7 protein-coding genes are annotated in these 17,692 nt (G+C 42.4%); 2 read left to right on the plus strand and 5 right to left on the minus strand.

All coding sequences use genetic code 11. The features are described from left to right. Window positions 1-194 precede the first annotated feature (194 nt). From SNE26_RS08075 to SNE26_RS08090, 4 genes are all read right to left on the minus strand, one after another. Window positions 195-1,661: a cellulase family glycosylhydrolase gene (locus tag SNE26_RS08075; RefSeq protein WP_321558846.1), complete on the minus strand. Its 1,467-nt coding sequence runs from the start codon at window positions 1,659-1,661 to the stop codon at window positions 195-197. Window positions 1,662-2,049: 388 nt separating this feature from the next. Next, the gene (locus SNE26_RS08080) at window positions 2,050-3,264 is read right to left on the minus strand and encodes a glycan-binding surface protein (RefSeq protein WP_321558847.1); all 1,215 of its coding nucleotides are present in this window, start codon (window positions 3,262-3,264) and stop codon (window positions 2,050-2,052) included. A gap of 35 nt (window positions 3,265-3,299) precedes the next feature. Further along, window positions 3,300-4,916 carry a RagB/SusD family nutrient uptake outer membrane protein gene (locus SNE26_RS08085; protein ID WP_321558848.1) on the minus strand — a complete coding sequence of 539 codons (1,617 nt, stop codon included), beginning with the start codon at window positions 4,914-4,916 and terminating at the stop codon, window positions 3,300-3,302. An 11-nt stretch (window positions 4,917-4,927) separates the two neighbouring features. After that, the gene (locus SNE26_RS08090) at window positions 4,928-8,089 is read right to left on the minus strand and encodes a TonB-dependent receptor (RefSeq protein ID WP_321558849.1); all 3,162 of its coding nucleotides are present in this window, start codon (window positions 8,087-8,089) and stop codon (window positions 4,928-4,930) included. Between the two features lie 855 nt (window positions 8,090-8,944). Between SNE26_RS08090 and SNE26_RS08095 the strand changes: the two genes are divergently transcribed. Both SNE26_RS08095 and SNE26_RS08100 read left to right on the plus strand, forming a co-directional pair. After that, complete coding sequence (locus tag SNE26_RS08095; RefSeq protein WP_321558850.1) at window positions 8,945-10,534, plus strand: cellulase family glycosylhydrolase; 1,590 nt, start codon at window positions 8,945-8,947, stop codon at window positions 10,532-10,534. 842 nt (window positions 10,535-11,376) lie between these two features. Beyond that, entirely contained in the window at window positions 11,377-13,071 is a 1,695-nt protein-coding gene (locus tag SNE26_RS08100) for a cellulase family glycosylhydrolase (RefSeq protein WP_321558851.1), read from the plus strand. Window positions 13,072-13,345: 274 nt separating this feature from the next. Here SNE26_RS08100 and SNE26_RS08105 read toward each other — a convergent pair whose 3' ends face one another. Further along, entirely contained in the window at window positions 13,346-17,467 is a 4,122-nt protein-coding gene (locus tag SNE26_RS08105; RefSeq protein WP_321558852.1) for a two-component regulator propeller domain-containing protein, read from the minus strand. Window positions 17,468-17,692: the final 225 nt, after the last annotated feature.

Below are 17,692 nucleotides of genomic sequence, written 5' to 3' on the forward strand. Positions count from 1 at the left end.
TATAAGTAAATGTTAACCCTGAATTATGTTAACCCTGTTAACCCCCTTTTTGTTAGTAGAGCCAATCCAACCCCAAAGCTATATATCGCTTAAGTATTTGAATAAGTCAAAAAAAATGAGCTGACACAAAAACAGCCTCTTTTGAAAAATGACCCTATTTCAGTGCCCTCCTTTGTTAAGTCCCGGGCATTTCTTTAATTTGCTCCTTGTTTGATAGCGGTTATCGTACGCTGATCTTTTACAGTATAATTTCTTCTGTCCAGAGCGCCGCCTGTATCCCAATAAAATGGCAGCATGCCACGGGTTTTCGCTTGTTTTGTAACATAGGTATTCCAATAGTCTACCGAACTTTCGTGTGTTGGCAAATCTAAAGGAACATGTGCTGTGTTGTCGCGCCTGTAGGCGCCGTATTCACCTAAAAGAACAGGAATTCCCTTGTCAACGAATTTTGTCTTCATCAGGTTGAATGAGGCGTCGACATCGGCTTCTTCGCCCCAGGTAGCGTTTCGTTCAGGTTCGATGGCCGAGTGGTGCCCCGTACCCCAGTAATAAAACATTTTACCCCAGCTCGCATCATTGTCCAGCAGGCAGCAGAATTGAAATGGAGAGTAGTAATGCACCTCAACCATCAACTTGGCCGTAGCCTGGTCTTGCGGAAGAGTAGTCATAAAATCACTCGTTTTTTCCATATTAGTAGAAGGGCCCTGGAGTACCAATACACGGTAGGCGTTTTTACCACCGGTTGATCGAACCGCATTGATAAAGGTTTGATGATAGGTAGAAAGTATTGCTGTTGCCGCGGCATCATCTGCAGCCGGCTCATTGGCGCTGGCAAACATAAGGTGTTCGTCAAAATCGCGCATAGCCGTTGCAATTTGTTCCCAAAATGCCTTTTGTTTAGCGTTAACAGAGTCCTGTTTGACTTGGGTAATGTTATTTTCAAGCCAGCCACCATCCCAATGGATGTTCAGCAACACATACATATCATTGTTTACGCAATAGCCCACAACTTCTTTTACCCTTTTTAGCCAGTTTGGATCTATTTGCGCAGTTGCCGTATTACTTAAATGCCCCATGTTCCAGGCACAGGGAAGGCGTATGGCATTAAATCCTTGCTGTTTTACAAATTTTACATAATCTTCGGTGATCAGCGGGTTGCCCCAGCCTGTTTCGCCGCCAGAGGCTTCAAGCGTATTACCAATATTCCACCCCAGTTTGATCTTCGCGGCGAGCTGAACGGCGTTGCTGCTCATCCCGGTTGCATCAGGGGCGATTGGCGATGTATTGTAGTTGGGAAAAAGGTTAGATGTTTGAGATACCTTTAAGGTTCGTGCCTGTCCGTTTGAGGAGTTTATGGTTAAGGTACTGGAACGGGTTGATCCTGTACCGTTTTCTGATAACGTTTTGATATGAATAACGATACTGCCGCTGTTGCCTGAGGTAGTGCTTAACTGCAGCCAGGTGGAGCCTGGATTAACGATATTCCATGTTGCATTACAGGAAATAGAAAAATCCTGCGTACCGCCTTGGGGTGTAAAAGTTATTGCTGTTTGGTTTACAGTAAGTTCTGGCGGGGCGTTATTCGTTTTTTTACACGAAAAAAACGAAATCAATACAATTGCTATTAAAAATACTGGTTTTAACAAAAATGTTCTTTTCATTTTTTTTAAATGGTTGGTAATAAATTCTTTGTTTGTTTTTGCATGCGATTATTGGTTTGGGTTAGGTATGTATTTAAACAACTATGATGTAGTCATATGATGCACACAGAGTAGTTTATAAAAATCATGATGTACATAGCATTGTTAGCTTTTCGTCGTTAAAAAATGCCGGGGCCTTGTTACGGCCCCAGGCATTCACTTATATTCAACTAACTTTACTTTTTAAATTAACTGCTTTATGTGATGAGCAGCCATATTAAATTTTTTACCGGAATTAGTTCCGTATCGCGGATTTCCTAAATTTTAATATCAAAAGCATCGATTGAAAAAAAATGCCGGAACCTGTTAAGGCCCCGCGCATTCATTTATAATCAACTAACTCTCTCGCTTATTTAATTCTTACGACTCTGATATTATCAATAGCTGCCTCAAAATTTTGAACAGTACTTGAGCCATCATTAGTAAATGTAACGTTGATAGCCCCGGCTCCTGCTGAACCAAGCAGATCTGAAAGCGTTGGTGCCGGAAAGCCTTTACTGTCAACAAAATTTGATAATGGGATAGTAACTGTTTGCCAGCCCTTGGTAGTAAACGGAACTGTTGCCCCTGTAGAGGTTTTCCATGGATGATAAAGAGCTGAATAAGTCCATGAGTAATCTTTTACTATCTGGATCGAGCCGTTTGTCCATGGTTTGGTAACTGATATTTCGAACTTTAAAACATAATGGCTTAATGTATCTTTCATGTTGGCCTGAGGTATCCACTGCGCCGAGTTTGTATTGATCGACCTGCCGTCATTCCACCACGAACCATCGCCGGCAGGAACATTTGATGCTTTCATGATCCCATAATAACCGGTGTTACCAGGGTAGGAGGCAGCACTATTAGAAGTTCCCGAACCCCACGAGAAATTATTAATGTTATCGTAATTATTCAATACCCCGTTTACTAAATTGTGTATCGAATAAACAGTGGCAGCTTTACCTGATTTTGTTTCAACGCTTACAATACCACCTGTTTGCGTAATGCCTGCAGGCACAGCAAGGCTGATGCTTGTACCATCATTTGACGATTTAAAATTGGTAATATTAATTCCGCCGTAAATGACGCTTTTAACAAAGAAAAAGCTAAGCCCGTTTATTTTAACCGAATCGCCCGGGTTAGCGTCTTCGTTAGAAACGCCTGAAATAGTAGGAGCGGGCGCAACTATAGGGAACGAAAACGTAGTTTGACCGTGATTGGTGATGTATTGTATGGTATTCAGCTTATCTGAAGGTACCGTCGGGAACGCAATAACAGCCGGGATCAGGGCGATAGCGCTGGTATCTGAAAACCAGGCATCATTAAAAGAGCCTTTTACGCCGTCAAAATTGATAGCAAGTGCACCTTTTAAATTTTTACCTGAAATAACTACCCATTGGCCGGTGCCTACACTGCTCAGCAGCGAATCCCCGGGATGAGCCACATAATTACGAATAGAGGTAATTACAGGAGTCCCTTTTGATGATGATGTCGCATCCTTTTTACAGCCGGATTGCATAAATGCGGCTGTAGCAAGCAAGACAAGCAGCAAACAGCTTTTAATATGATTTAATTTTTTCATGATTTTAAGAATTATCTAAACGATTCTGAATGCAATTAATAATAGGGTACAGGGGCCTCTAACAACTTAGGGTCTGCCGTTTGCTCATTTGCCGGTATAGGCAGCGTAAATGTGTTAATGGTCGGCGGCGTTATGATCAGGCTATTATTAGATGCTTTTTTTACTCCGGTGGCCGGATCATAACTAAATTGCGAACGCGGCACATACCTGTTATTAGGATCAGGGTCATTTGTAAGGGTTATTTGTTTACTAATTATTGATATTGCCTTGTTAGGATCGTAATAAGAAAGGCGCACCAGGTCAAACCAGTACTGACCTTCAAACGCCAGCTCAATCCGTCTTTCTTTCATGATGATATCAGGAGTAAGTTGGGTAACAACATCAACACCGGCCCTGCTGCGTACCTGATTAAAGTATAGCAATGCATCCGCGTTGGTGGTAGATGCGTTGTTGCCTAATAAAGCTTCGGCATAAATTAAGTATACATCGGCAAGGCGTAATACTGTATTATGCTCGATCGATGACCAAAGATCCATAGTCGGCGAATTATTATCCGCTGCGGTACCAACTATGTGTTTTTTAACATTTACCCCTGTTGCTGTATAGCCTCCGCCTGCCGCGTTAAGCTCAGGGTACTTATCACCGGTAAGCATAAATGTCGCTTTGCGGCGTACCGAGTCCTGGGCAGTATACTGGTTTGCAAGATCAATCGTTGGGCCAATTGCTCCGCCCCAGCCGCCGCCGCCGGTAACAAGGCTGCTGCTTGGTGCAAACTGGGCTTGTATGGAATTGCCTTGTCCGTAAGGTACGCCAGGCGCCCACTGATAGGCAAATAATGATTCAGAATTGTCATTATACTGCGTCCTGAAAAGATTGTAGTAGCTTGGTAAAAGAGATAAACCGCTGGTTTTGCAAACATTACCGGCATAGTACGCAGCGCTGTCCAGATCAGACTGGTTGCGTGAGCCTTTTTGATTTAAACCGGCCCGGGTTAAATAAACCTTTGCCAGCATACCCTGGGCCGACCATGTGGTAACACGGCCGGGCTGATCAGTTCTGGGCAAATTAACAACTGCATATCTTAAATCATTGATAATAAACTTATATACATCCTCAAGCTTATGGCGAGGTACCAACGGGTTAGCAATCAGCTTGTCGTTATCTTCTACAATAGGTACAGGGCCCCATAACTGGGCAAGGTAAAAGTAGGAAGTAGCACGGATAAACCTTATTTCGCCAAGCGCGCCTGTTTTACTTTTTACGGCTACACTATCGGGCATCTTGGTATTAATGGCTTTTAGATTGATATTGCAATGCGCTACAATATTGTAGAAACTCTGCCACGCCGACGTTAGCGTTCCGTTTTGCGGCGTGATGGAAAAGGTAGTAAGCTGAACAAGATCGCTGTTATAAGGCTGTAACATATTGCCGCTCATGATATCTCCTACACCAAGCAGAGGGAAATTGTTCCAATTGGCCCAGGGCTGGGCATAAAGGGTAGCCGTAGCCAATCTTAAATCAGCACCGCTTTTGTAAAAATTATCAGTGGTGATACCGGTTAAAGGAGGGCGGTTAAGGTAATCTTTTTTGCAGCTGCTTATCATAATTATACTGATAACCAGCAAGACTATATTTATTTTGATGCGTTTCATGAATCTTGATTTTAATTGTTTAAGGATACGTTAAGGCCAAATGTGTAAACACGCGGCTGGGCGTAATATCCATTATCAATACCAGCTGCTAATGGGTTCCATGAGCCAATCTCAGGATCGTAGCCGGTATATTTGGTAATGGTGAACACATTGGTTACGTTGACATATACCCTTAGTGACCGTAGTTTGATTTTATTTAAAAGGTTATTTGAAAAGCTATACCCTAAAGCGATGCTTTTGCACTTTAAATACGAACCGTTTTCGACGTATTTATCAGAAAAGCGCTGGTTATCATTACCGCTGCTCTGGCTAATCCTGACAATATTGGTTGAAGGATTTGTAATAAATACATTGTTGATATCCGAAGTAGAACCGGCCGGATCAATCAAACCAATTTTGGCATAGTTAAACACAGATGGGAAATAGCCGAAGTTTTGATTAGGGTTATCGCCATTTACCTTTAACTGGTTATAAACTTTATTGCCATAGTTGCCAGCCATAAAAATATTCAGATCGAAATTTTTATAGTTGAGGCTGTTATTGATGCCAAATTGAAATTTAGGCATGGGCGAGCCCAAAAAGGTTTGATCGTTGGCATCAATTTTACCATCGCCGTTAATGTCTTTAAAAATAACATCACCTACCCAAACACCGCCTGAGCCAGGCGTTATAGGTATAGCGCCGCTGCCATTTTGGGGCAAGGCGGGGTATTTTGTGAAGTCGGCTGCATTTTTATAAATGCCCAGTACCTGGTACCCGTAAAATTCGCCGATTGAGCGGCCAACAACGGTTTTGGAAACAGAACCGTAAATTGCCGGAGTGCCATCAACCAAGGCAAGCACTTTGTTGATATTTCGCGAAAAGTTAATGTTCGTGGTCCAATTAAAATTTTTTGACCGGATGTTTTGAGTAGAAAGTGAAAACTCAAACCCCTTATTGCTCACCGCACCGATATTTACGTATGGAGCCTGCACAGCGCCCGGTGAATAACCGCCGGCAGCAAACGTGCCCGAGTAGTAAGGTAAGGTAAGGCTAAGCAACAGGTTATTGGTTTTGCGGTAATAAACATCGCCAGAAAAACTGATCCTTCCATTTAACACACTTGCATCCAGGCCAACGTTATATGATTTTGTAGTTTCCCATTTGATGTTCGGGTTTCCTGTTGTTGTAGTTATTTGCGAATTACCAGACAAACCGGTGGATACTGTACTTAAAGTTGAACCGTAAGCATATTCAGCAATGTTTTGATTGTTTACCAATCCGTAACCAAGCCTCAGTTTGAGATCATTGATTGCTTTTACACTTTTAAGAAAGCTTTCGTGGTTAATCTTCCAGGCAAGGGCACCAGAGTATGTGGTATTCCATCGGTTGGCTTCGGCAAATTTCGACGAACCGTCATGCCGTACTGTTGCAGTTAATAAGTAACGGTCATCGTAGGTAAAATTAGCCCTTCCAAAGTAGGCTTCTAAAGCTCCCTGGCCTTTAACGCCCGAATTGGTTGCAGTTGTGGCATCGCCGCTGCTGATTGTTTGCACGTTGTTACTCGCGAAATTGGTGCGGGTTGCTGATATTCCGCTACTTTTGAGCAATTGGGCTTCATGGCCTGCCACTACGTTTACCCAATATTTTTTAGCAAACGTATGCTGGTAGGTTAAATAATTTGAGATTGAGTTATAGAAATTTTGCGCGCTTGAAGCTGTTCCGCTGTTATTGGCCTTGGTGTAAGCCCCCATAACGTAGCTTGGGTTAAAGTAATCTTCAGTTGCAAAGTCAAAATTTCCGGCAACTTCGTTTCGCAATGTTAAATCTTTAGTGAATTGAATTTCTGCATAAGCATTGCTAAATAACTGGTAGCGGCTTTTAAAATCTTTCACGATAGTTGCAATCGCGAATGGGTTAGTGCCCACAGCACCATAAATATTGGGGTCATTACCTCCCCATGTACCATCAGGATTTTTTACAGCTACATCGGGCGTTTGATTAAGCGCCTGCAAGATCACGCCTGTATTGGAAGTAGTAACATTTTCGGCCACATGTGCCATATTCAGGTTGATACCAACCTTTAGCCAGTCGGTAGTTTTATTATCAATATTTGCTTTTACAGAAGTCCTTTTAAAATCTGAACCTAAAGCTATCCCGGTTTGTGAAAAATAAGTACCCGATATATAATATTTTGTCCTGGCATCACCGCCGCTGATGGCTAAATTATGGTTTTGCATAGGTGCTGTACGAAACAACGCTTTTTGCCAGTTGGTACCGACACCCAGGTATTGAGGATTTGCAAATTGCGGCCGCATATCGTAACCGATAATTGCCGATTTTTCATTCATGAAAGTGGCGTATTGCCTTAAATCCATTACATCATAATACTTGGGTAATTTTTGCCAGCCCTGGTAGCCATCATAGCTAATGAGCGGAGGGCCGGCAGAACCTCTTTTGGTGGTGATAATAATTACACCGTTAGATGCCTGCGAACCATAAATAGCGGTAGCCGAAGCGTCTTTTAACACATCTATCGAAGCTATGTCTGAAGGGTTGATGCTGGATAAAGGGTTAGTGCCGTTGCCGGCAATGGCCGACTGCCCATTCGGCGGTATCTGTACCCCGTCAATTACATATAAAGGGGGAGCACCTGTAAAGCCGCCCAAACCGCGGATCTGGACATTCACATCGCCACCTGGTTGACCGGATACCTGCTGTACAACCACACCTGCTACTCTTCCCTGCAAAGCCTGGTCAAATGTGGTAGGCTGTGCTTTTAACAGGTCTGCCGCTGTTACTGACGATATAGCACCGGTAAGGTCATGTCTTTTCCTGGTGCCGTAGCCAATTACAACAACTTCGTTCAAATCGCTGGTTGCAGGTTTAAGGGCTACATTTATAACTGTAGATGAGCCTACGTATATTTGCTGGGAATTGTAGCTTATAAAACTAAAAATCAGCACGTCCCCATTTTTTGCATTGATAGTGTAGCTACCATCTACACCGGATAGCGTGCCTGTTGGTGAATCCTTTACTTTAATGGTTACACCGGGCAGCGGCTGGTTATTGTCTGCACTGGTAATTTTACCTGTAACTTTTGTGCTTTGCGCGTAACCTGTAAGGTTTAACAACAACAAAGCTGTAAACAGGAGTACTACATGTCTTAATCTTTTTCGTAAATCTTTTTCCATGTTAATTGTGGTTCATAATTGTTTGGTTAATTGGTTTGTTTGTTTGGTTTTGGCATTGATTTATCCACTATGTTTCACACTTGATGCTGTAGATTTGGACTTAACGTACTTTTTCACTGCTGGCATCCTGAAGTAAAACTCACAGCGCGTGCACATCCGGTGATTTCCAATGCTATACAGCACACCGGCGCAATTGCTAAGGGGATATTTACAATAAATCCTGAATTGATTTTTTAATGGTTTACCTTGTGAATGACACAAGTATCAATACGCGTTTTGGCATAATGCTTAGTTTAAATTAGGGTATTCATAAAATTGGTTATCTCGCCTGTTCCATGTTCTGGTACCAGGCATACGGCATTGGTATAGAATATGCCGCTTTATGGAGGATGAAATTATGAGATGCAACGCAATCGATTGTTTCCAAATAGGGGTACAAATGTTAATTGAAATTAATTAATTGATTATGAGTAGGTTAAAGTTGTCATTATCGATAATAGGAGACAAAATGCCATTGCAGAGCCGGCAATATTCTCAAAAAAAGTTAAAGAGAGGCGTTTAAGGACAGATATCGACATTTAAATTTGAAGGTAAAATCGCCGAAAAGTGCTAACAAATGCGAAAATAATACCAGCTTTAAAACCTGTTGAAGAGGCGGGCGCAGGTTATTGCAGATACCATCATTTGAAAATTAACATTTGTATCCCTATTTACCAACAATAAGGAGCGTGCTGCAACATAAATTTGCCGCCTCTGATATAATATTGTTTAGCTTCGTTTATAGCTGCGTACCAATATTGTATTCCATATCATAATTATCAGACAAGTCTTGTAAACGGAGATATAAAAATCAATATGAAAATCTTACCCATTATTTTAGGAAGCCTGTTTTTTAGTAACGTCTTTGCCCAGGGTAGCGGCCCTGAGAAAGCAAATCAAGCTAAAAGGGTTATCAACATCGATTTTAAAAAAGAAAAAGGAAGTTTTAACACCTCATTTAATTTATGTGTAGGAGCGGGGCGTGCAAATGAAGGCTTGAGGGCCGACTGGCAACAACAACTGGCCGTTGTAAGAAAAGAATGTGGCTTTAAATACATCAGGATGCATGGCCTGCTTACAGATGATATGGCTGTTTACCGGGAGGACCGCAATGGAAACCCGGAATACAATTACCAATATGTTGACGCTTTGTATGACTACATTTTGAGTATTGGCATGAAGCCTTTTGTAGAATTAGGTTTTATGCCCGGGGCGCTGGCGAGTGGCAGTAAAACAATTTTTTGGTGGAGGGGAAATGTAACACCACCTAAAGACTATAAAAAATGGGAGGATTTAATTCGTAACCTTACCCAGCATTTTACTGAGCGGTACGGAACTGATGAAGTTAAAAAATGGTACTTTGAAGTTTGGAATGAGCCGAACCTCAAAGACGGTTTCTGGACTGGTTCGCAAGAAGACTATTTTAAATTGTATCAATATAGCGCGAAGGCGATAAAAAGCGTAAACCCGGCCTATAAAGTAGGAGGGCCGGCTACTGCCGGTGCGGCATGGGTACCTGAAATGATAGATTTTTGCAGCAAAAATTCAGTTCCTATTGATTTTATAAGTACCCACGCTTATGGTGTAAAACAAGGCTTTTTGGATGAGTACGGTTCAACCGGTACCGTTCTTGACAAAAACCATGAAAGCGTTAGCGGTGATGTTCGGAATTCACGCAAGCAAATAGAAAATTACACAATTCCAGGCCTCGAATTACATTATACTGAATGGAGCTCATCTTATACTCCGTCAGATCCCATACACGATAGCTATCATGAAGCTGCATATATCCTTGAAAAATTGAAGCAAACCGGATCGGCAGCCAATTCCATGTCTTACTGGACGTTTACTGATATCTTTGAAGAGGCTGGGCCACGGTTTACGCCATTCCACGGAGGTTTCGGTTTATTAAATACTCAGGGGATAAAAAAACCAGCGTTCTTTGCTTATTCTTTTTTAAATAAATTAGGTGAAACGGAAATAGTGGATCAGGACAATTCATCCTGGGCCTGTAAAAACAAAAAAGGTGATGTTCAGGTGTTGTTATGGGATTATACTTATACCTTACCTGATTCTGTCAATAACCAGGCTTACTATGTCCGCAACCTTCCCGCTAAATCAAAAGGGGAGGTTGAATTGGTTATATCCGGTATGCCCAGCGGCGGCAAATACCGAATGGAGATTTATCAAACAGGTTATAAAGTAAATGATCCGTACACAAGTTACCTGTCTTTCAATAAACCCAATCAACTGACAAAGGCACAGGTCGACAAACTTAAAAAAGAGAATAATGGTGCAGCTGTTTGGCAGGGGAACATCACAGTAAATACTTCGGGTAAAGTTTTAAAGAAACTTCCTATCAGGGAGAATGATGTTTCTTTTATCAATATCATAAAGCTTAAATAAATCTCCGGTTATTCCATTTTAATATTGAGAACAGGGTGGTACTAATTTAAAAGTATCACCCTGTATTATATTACCGGTATGGTTTGTTATATCAATTCGCAAAGGAAACGTATTAGCCTGTCGTTTTCGTTTCGGTAGCTTAAATTGAGCTGCCTGCATATTTACTTAATTTAATGCAGACATTCAATCTGCAATATTATCCGCCTGTACTCAGGTTGGCAAATGGTTTGGCATGCCGATGTACAATATTTACCATTGGCCTCATATTTTGTAAATAATTTATAGATACTTAAATGGTATTCAGGGTTTCTTTTTTTTCGTTGAAGACCGGATTTGAAAAATCACTATTGCCGTTATCAAAGTAAGAGAAGTATAAAACTCGAAATTTTGCAGTGGCGAACCTACGGACAGCGTCACGGCTGTTTTTTCTATTTTGTTAATCATTTGAAATAGGTTGAGGTATTAATGAAACTTCTAAATTACTACTATTTACAACTTACGGGAATAAAACGAATGGATTTTATTTAAATTGCTTTAGAACGGTCTTAATCTCAGTCAATAATAATTTTCGTTATATTTTATCCTGTATTGTATCGATAGTATAAGGAATAAAGCAGCCCAGTGGTAGATTTTCTTTTAAATTAAACATTCGTTACCCTATTTATTCACTTTTGTGGCCTTACCGGCCTATATATTTGGCTCCCAAACCAATAGCCGAAGAGTGGCTTAAACCAAAAAACAACCTGCACGGATTTGAAACAGAAGCACAATCGCTACAAGGCGTTTGTTTATGTGCTCTGTTTAATTGTTCTTTTTTGCTATAAACCAATTAATATTTAAATATGAGAACAGTTAACTATTTTTTCGGCGTTGCCGCAATTTTATTGTTTACCCGGTGCCAAAAGCAACAAATTAACAGCCCGGGTGTTAAGCCGCCTGTTTCCAAAACAGTTAAAACATTGGCTATAACCAGTTATCCAAATTACAATACATCGCCCCTTGCGCCAGATCAAACCGGAGTAGGCAGTACAGCCGCCCAGCTTGCAGCAAAGTTTCAATTGGGCTGGAATATTGGTAATTCACTTGAGGCAACAGGCAGCCAAACAAATTGGGGAAACCCACTGGTTACCCAGGCGCTTATTGACGAAGTAAAACAAGCAGGTTTTACCGCAGTTCGTATCCCTTGCGATTGGGATCAGTATTCTGACCAAAATACCGGGCAAATCCAACAATCATGGCTTACCAGGGTGCAGCAAGTTGTTCAGTATTGCGTTAACGACGGTTTATATGTGATATTAAACATACATTGGGATGGGGGATGGCTGGAGAATAATTGTACAACCGCCGCGCAGGCCGCAGTTAATGCCAAACAAAAAGCTTTTTGGGAGCAAATAGCTACTCAAATGCGTGGTTTTGATGAACACGTGATTTTTGCCAGCGCAAATGAACCAAATGTATCAGATGCGACAGGAATGAGTGTGCTCCTTTCCTATCACCAAACGTTTGTAAATGCAGTGAGGTCAACCGGGGGGCATAATAGTTACAGGGTTCTTCTTGTTCAGGGTCCAGGTACCAATATTGACAACACCAACAGTTTAATGAATACTCTGCCTACAGATCCTGCATCCAATCGCCTGATGGTTGAAGTACACTATTATACTCCCTTTAATTTTGCAGGTTTGTCTGCGGATGCAAGCTGGGGCAATATGTTCTATTATTGGGGCAATGGTTATCATTCTACAACTGATGCTTCAAGAAATCCCACTTATGGTGAAGAGTCGGATGCTGTTACAGAGTTTCCTTTGATGAAATCTAAGTTTATCGATAAAGGTATTCCGGTTATATTGGGCGAGTATGGAGCTATCCGCCGGTCAACAACGCTGACGGGGGATGCATTGACGTTGCATCTGGCAGGCAGGGCATACTATCTTAATTATGTTACACATAAGGCACTGCAATATGGCTTACGTCCGTTTTACTTCGATGACGGCGCTACAGGTAATAACGCGTTCAGGATCATCAGCAGGCAAAACAATAATATAGCTGATCAGCAAGGCTATGCTGCTGTGGCGCAAGGAGTGCAAAATAATACCTCGTCAACCATCCAGGTTGGGCAGGTTTACCAGATTTACAGCAGAAACAGTTTTAAAGCCCTGGAATTTGCGGGTTGGGGAACGGCCAATCAAACGCAGGCCGACCAATGGGACTATTTAGCAGGTGCAAACCAACAATTTAAAGTAGAAGATGCAGGAGGCGGCTACTATAGATTAACACCTATGCATGCCACCGGGAAGTGCCTGGAAGTTTATGGCTGGAACACCGGAAACGGCGGTCAGGTAGAGTTATGGGATTACAGCGGCGGCGCAAATCAGAAATGGTCAATTCAGCTAACCGACAACGGATATTATAAAATTATCAACGCAAATAGCGGGAAGGCCCTGGACGTTACCGGAGCTTCGCTTAACAACGGCATTGCAGTTGAGCAATGGACTTATTCCGGAAGCCGTAATCAGCAATGGGGCTTTGTGAAAATATAATTCCTATAGTTCAGATAAGCGACCAGAAAGACAAAGGAAAAGGCGTTTCCCGGATATTTCGAATCGCGAACAGTAAATACGCAATTCTGTGCTACCCCCCCCGGAACCCGGGCCAACATACCTGGGTTCCGGGGGGGCTTTTATTGAATTGATGGGCCGGCGAGCGACGCGAAATGGTCAGTTTAACAGATAGTGGTTACTAATTTAATTTCATGTTGGGTTGATTTCTATATGCGGGTATTTTTAGGTTTTATTTTCAGGCACAGGTAAAAGCTTATTTCTTCCTGACCGGCTGCAGATCCTGCAAAAATTGTGTTGGTGTTTTTCCGTACTCCTTTTTAAAAGCTTTGGTAAAGTACGATTGTGTTTGGATACCTACACGATAAATTACCTCTGTTAACAGTACATCCTCATGGGTCATGATCTCAATGGCCTTCTTCAGCCTGATGCTCCTGATAAACTCGTTTGGCGCCTGGCCTGATATTTCTTTGATCTTGTGATAAAGCTTGGTGCGACTCATGCCAATGGTATTACAAAGCTGGTCTACATCAAGGTCGGGGTTGCTCAATTCCTTATCAATGATTAATAGCAGCTTATGCATAAATTCCTTATCCTTTGATGAATGAACCAGCTCCCGTGCTTCAATATGATGATTTTTAAGGTAGCGCTCCTTCAGTTTTTGCCGTTGTTCAAAAATATTACGGATGCTTAGGGTAAGCAGGTTAATGCTGATGGGCTTGGGCAGGTACAGATCGGCGCCTGAGTCAATACCTTTTATTTCGGCCTGTAAATTGGTTTTGGCCGTAAGCATAATGAAGGGGATATGACTGGTATCCAGGTCTTCTTTTATGGCATGGCAAAAATCAATACCGTTCATGCCCGGCATCATCACGTCGCTGATGATCAGGTCGGGTAGTTGTTCTTTGGCTTGGGTTAAGCCATCGGCTCCGTCAATAGCTTCGATAATAGCATAATTTCCCTCAAGCGAGCTTTTGATAAATGCCCTGATCTCGTCATTATCTTCAACTATCAGGATCCGGTATTTGTGGTTGCTGTTGGCTGATGTCGCTTTTACAGGATAAAGCGGCCCGGTGGGGGCAAGGGGCTCCATCTGGATACTCTCCAGCCTTGTACCGCCCGGTTCTGTGGTTTCGCTCCATTTTTCTTTCGGTCCGTAATCGCTTTCGGCCACAGGCAAACCGATGATAATCTCGGTACCGGCATATCGCTGGCTATACACATAAATATCGCCTTTATGCAAAACGGTAAGGCTTTTTACAAAGGCCAAACCTATGCCTGAGCCTAAATGTGTTTCGGTGATGCGGTAATAGCGTTCAAATAAATGCTGGATGGAATCTTTAGATATACCGATGCCATTATCCGAAATTCTGATATAAGCATAACGGCCCGCCCGAAAGTTATTTTTTAATACCAGTTCATTTTCAAAGCCGGATTTAAAAGCCTCCTTGTTATCCAAAACCTCAATGGTAACTACGCCATTTGCAGGAGTGTATTTTAACGAGTTGTTGATGAGGTTCAATACAATCTTTTCCAAAACCTGCCTGTCAAACCAAGTATTGTCCGGGCTATTGTTCAAAAGCACATTTAAGGTGATACCTTTTTGCAGGGCTGCCTCTTTAAATTCGGCGGCAAGCTCCTCAATAAAGGAGTTTATATTACCAGGCATCACTTTCAGGCTCAGTGCTCCCGATTCAACTTTTCTGAAATCCATTAGCTCATTGATAAGCAACAGCAGGCGGTTGGCATTTCGGTACATTACCTCGTAATACTGGCTTGTCGCCGATTTTCCTTTTTCCAGCAATGTTTCCAGCGGACCTAATATCAGCGACAATGGCGTACGGAACTCGTGCGAAATATTGGTGAAAAATTGCAGCTGCAACTGGTGGATCTCCTCGCGCTTGTTTTCTTCTATCTTGCGCAGATCGAGGTTTTTCTTAAACCGTAGTATTTCATAGATACTGAACATAATAACGGCGATCAGCAGTGTTCTGAACCACCAGGTTGCCCAAAACGGCGGGGTGATGATAATCACCAGCGATGTGCCGGTACGGTTCCATAAGCCATCGTTATTGGCAGCTCTTACTGTAAAGGTGTATGTGCCCGGTTCTAAATTGGTGTAGGCAGCTTTGCGCTCATTGGTATAGTACCAGTTAGGGTCGAGGCCTTCCAGCCGGTAGCTGTATTTATTGTTTTCGGCAGCGGTATAATTGAGGGCCGCAAAATACAAAGCTATGGTTGATTGCCCGTGGCTTAACGTAACCGATTTGGTAAGACTGATATCACCCGAAAGCGGTGATCCCGGCGTGTTGGGCTCAATTATTTTATTGAATAATTGTAGCCCGGTAATATAAATCGGCGGAATATAATGGTTACCAACAATGGCCGAAGGGTTAAAAATATTAAAGCCATCAACCCCGCCAAAATACAGGTAGCCGTTTTTTGCTTTTAACGATGAGTTGGCTTCAAACTCTTGTCCCTGTAAACCGTCGGCGGCATTATACCGGGTAAATTGCAGGTTTGAGGGGTTAAATTTGATCATCCCATTTGAGCCGGAGATCCAGAAGTTGCCGGCGGCATCTTCTTCCATGCTCTTGATAAATTCATTCCCGAGCCCGGCTTTGCTGGTATAGATCTCAAATTTGTTTTTTGCCCGGTTAAACAAATAGAGCCCCGCCTGTCCAAGCCATAGCCTGCCGATGTGGTCAACGAAAATCACCCGCAGGTCGGGCAGTTTTTCGAGATGAGTAAAGTAATGACTGATTTTTTTAGTGCGGAGGTTATAGCAGTTCAGCCCGCCATCATCTGTGCCTATCCAAAGGTTTTTATTGCGATCTTCATTGATAGATACAATATTGTTACCCAGGATGCGGCCCTTTTTATCGACTGATTCGGTAAACCGGGTAAACCTGCCTGTAGTTTCATTAAACAGGTTAAGCCCGCCATAATAGGTTGCCACCCAAAAATTGCCATCGCTATCTCTAAATGATTTTTGAACGTAGTTTGAGCTGATGGTGTTTTTATCAGCAGGGTTGGCGGTGAAGCGTGTAAAGTTGCCGCTTGCTTTATTAAGGCAGTTCAAACCGCCGCCCCAGGTGCTCACCCATACCTTATTTTTATCTACCATGATATCCAGCACGGCATCTGCGGCAAGGCTATTGTTATTGTTCGGGTTATAGCGGTAGCGTTTAAATGTGTTTTTATGCGGATCGAAAACATTCAACCCGCCGCCATCGGTTCCTATCCATATGTTGTGAGCTTCATCTTCGCAAAAGGCCCGCACATCGTTATAGCTTAGGCTGTTGTTGTCCGGCTCGTTTTGCAGCAACCTGAACTTGTAGGCCTTAGGCGTGTACAAATTGACTCCACCACGATGCGTGCCTACCCACAAATTACTCTGGTCGTCCTCAAAAATGGCCGATACCGTACGCTGCGATAAACTGCTTGAATTTTCGGATACGTTTTGATAGTTGCTGAAAGTGTTATTTTGAGGATTAAACAAACTTAAACCACCGTTGATCCCCCCGGCCCAGATATTGCCTTTCCTATCCACCAATAGGCTTTTAACCTGGTCGTTTGCCAAACTGCCGTTAACCTGCTGTTCGTGGCGGTAATGTTTAAGCGTTTTATCTTTAAAGTTTAATACCATGAGACCCTCGTTCTCAACGCCCAGCCAAAGGTTATGTAAACTATCTTCCTGCACGCGGTTTACCGGGTTGTTGATAACCCCGAACCCGTTTATTGCGGTGCTAAATGTATTATTACGGCGGTTAAAAATCTTTAAGCCGCTGCCGGTGCCTACCCAAAGGTTATTATGGCTATCCTCGTAAAGACAATTGATCTGCCTGCTTCCCTCATTCCTGGTTATGCTGCTGTCATCATAAAAATGGCCGAAGCGGGTACTTACCGTGTCATATTTATTGAGGCAGCCATCGGCAGTGCCTATCCACAGGTTACCTTTTTTATCATTATAAATACAGTTTACGGCATTGTTTGAAATGCTTTGTTTATCGGTATTGCTATGCTTGTAACGGGTGAAAGTGTTTTTGAACGGATTAAACTTGTTTAGCCCGTTGCTGGTGCCCACCCACAAATTATGGCGGCTATCCTCAAACAAACAGCGGATGTAGTTATCGCTGATGGAATTAACATCGGCAGGGTTGTTTTTAAATATGGTGATCTGGTAACCATCGTACCGGTTAAGCCCGTCGCGGGTACCAAACCAGATAAACTTGCGGTTATCCTGGTAAATGGCTTCGATGGTACTGTTTGATAAGCCCTGGAGGCTGTTAATATGGCTGAATTTTAGTTTGGGCGCCTGGGCCGATGCCGGTTGTATAAAACAAAATAAAGCAGTGACCAATCCGCAGGCAAGCATCCCTATGCTGCACGGCCAATTGTTTAGCTTAAATATCTTATTACGAGGCACGGGTAATTCGAACTAAAAAAACAATAGCAATTATTGGGTTTCAACTGGTATTGAGCAATATTAATAATAAATGTTAAAAATACAGCTAAAAAAGAGCGCATTCAAATAAATAGTATGATCTGCTTTAATAATCGTGAAGAAAAATTTTCACACTAATGCTTTTCAAGTTCGTCA

The organism is Mucilaginibacter sp. cycad4 (genome assembly GCF_034263275.1).
Classification (GTDB): Bacteria; Bacteroidota; Bacteroidia; order Sphingobacteriales; family Sphingobacteriaceae; genus Mucilaginibacter.

Coding starts and splice junctions, on each gene's coding strand:
- SNE26_RS08075 (WP_321558846.1), bottom strand. CDS start 1,661: ATGAAAAGAACATTTTTGTTAAAACCAGTATTTTTAATAGCAATTGTA.
- SNE26_RS08080 (WP_321558847.1), bottom strand. CDS start 3,264: ATGAAAAAATTAAATCATATTAAAAGCTGTTTGCTGCTTGTCTTGCTT.
- SNE26_RS08085 (WP_321558848.1), bottom strand. CDS start 4,916: ATGAAACGCATCAAAATAAATATAGTCTTGCTGGTTATCAGTATAATT.
- SNE26_RS08090 (WP_321558849.1), bottom strand. CDS start 8,089: ATGGAAAAAGATTTACGAAAAAGATTAAGACATGTAGTACTCCTGTTT.
- SNE26_RS08095 (WP_321558850.1), top strand. CDS start 8,945: ATGAAAATCTTACCCATTATTTTAGGAAGCCTGTTTTTTAGTAACGTC.
- SNE26_RS08100 (WP_321558851.1), top strand. CDS start 11,377: ATGAGAACAGTTAACTATTTTTTCGGCGTTGCCGCAATTTTATTGTTT.
- SNE26_RS08105 (WP_321558852.1), bottom strand. CDS start 17,467: ATGCTTGCCTGCGGATTGGTCACTGCTTTATTTTGTTTTATACAACCG.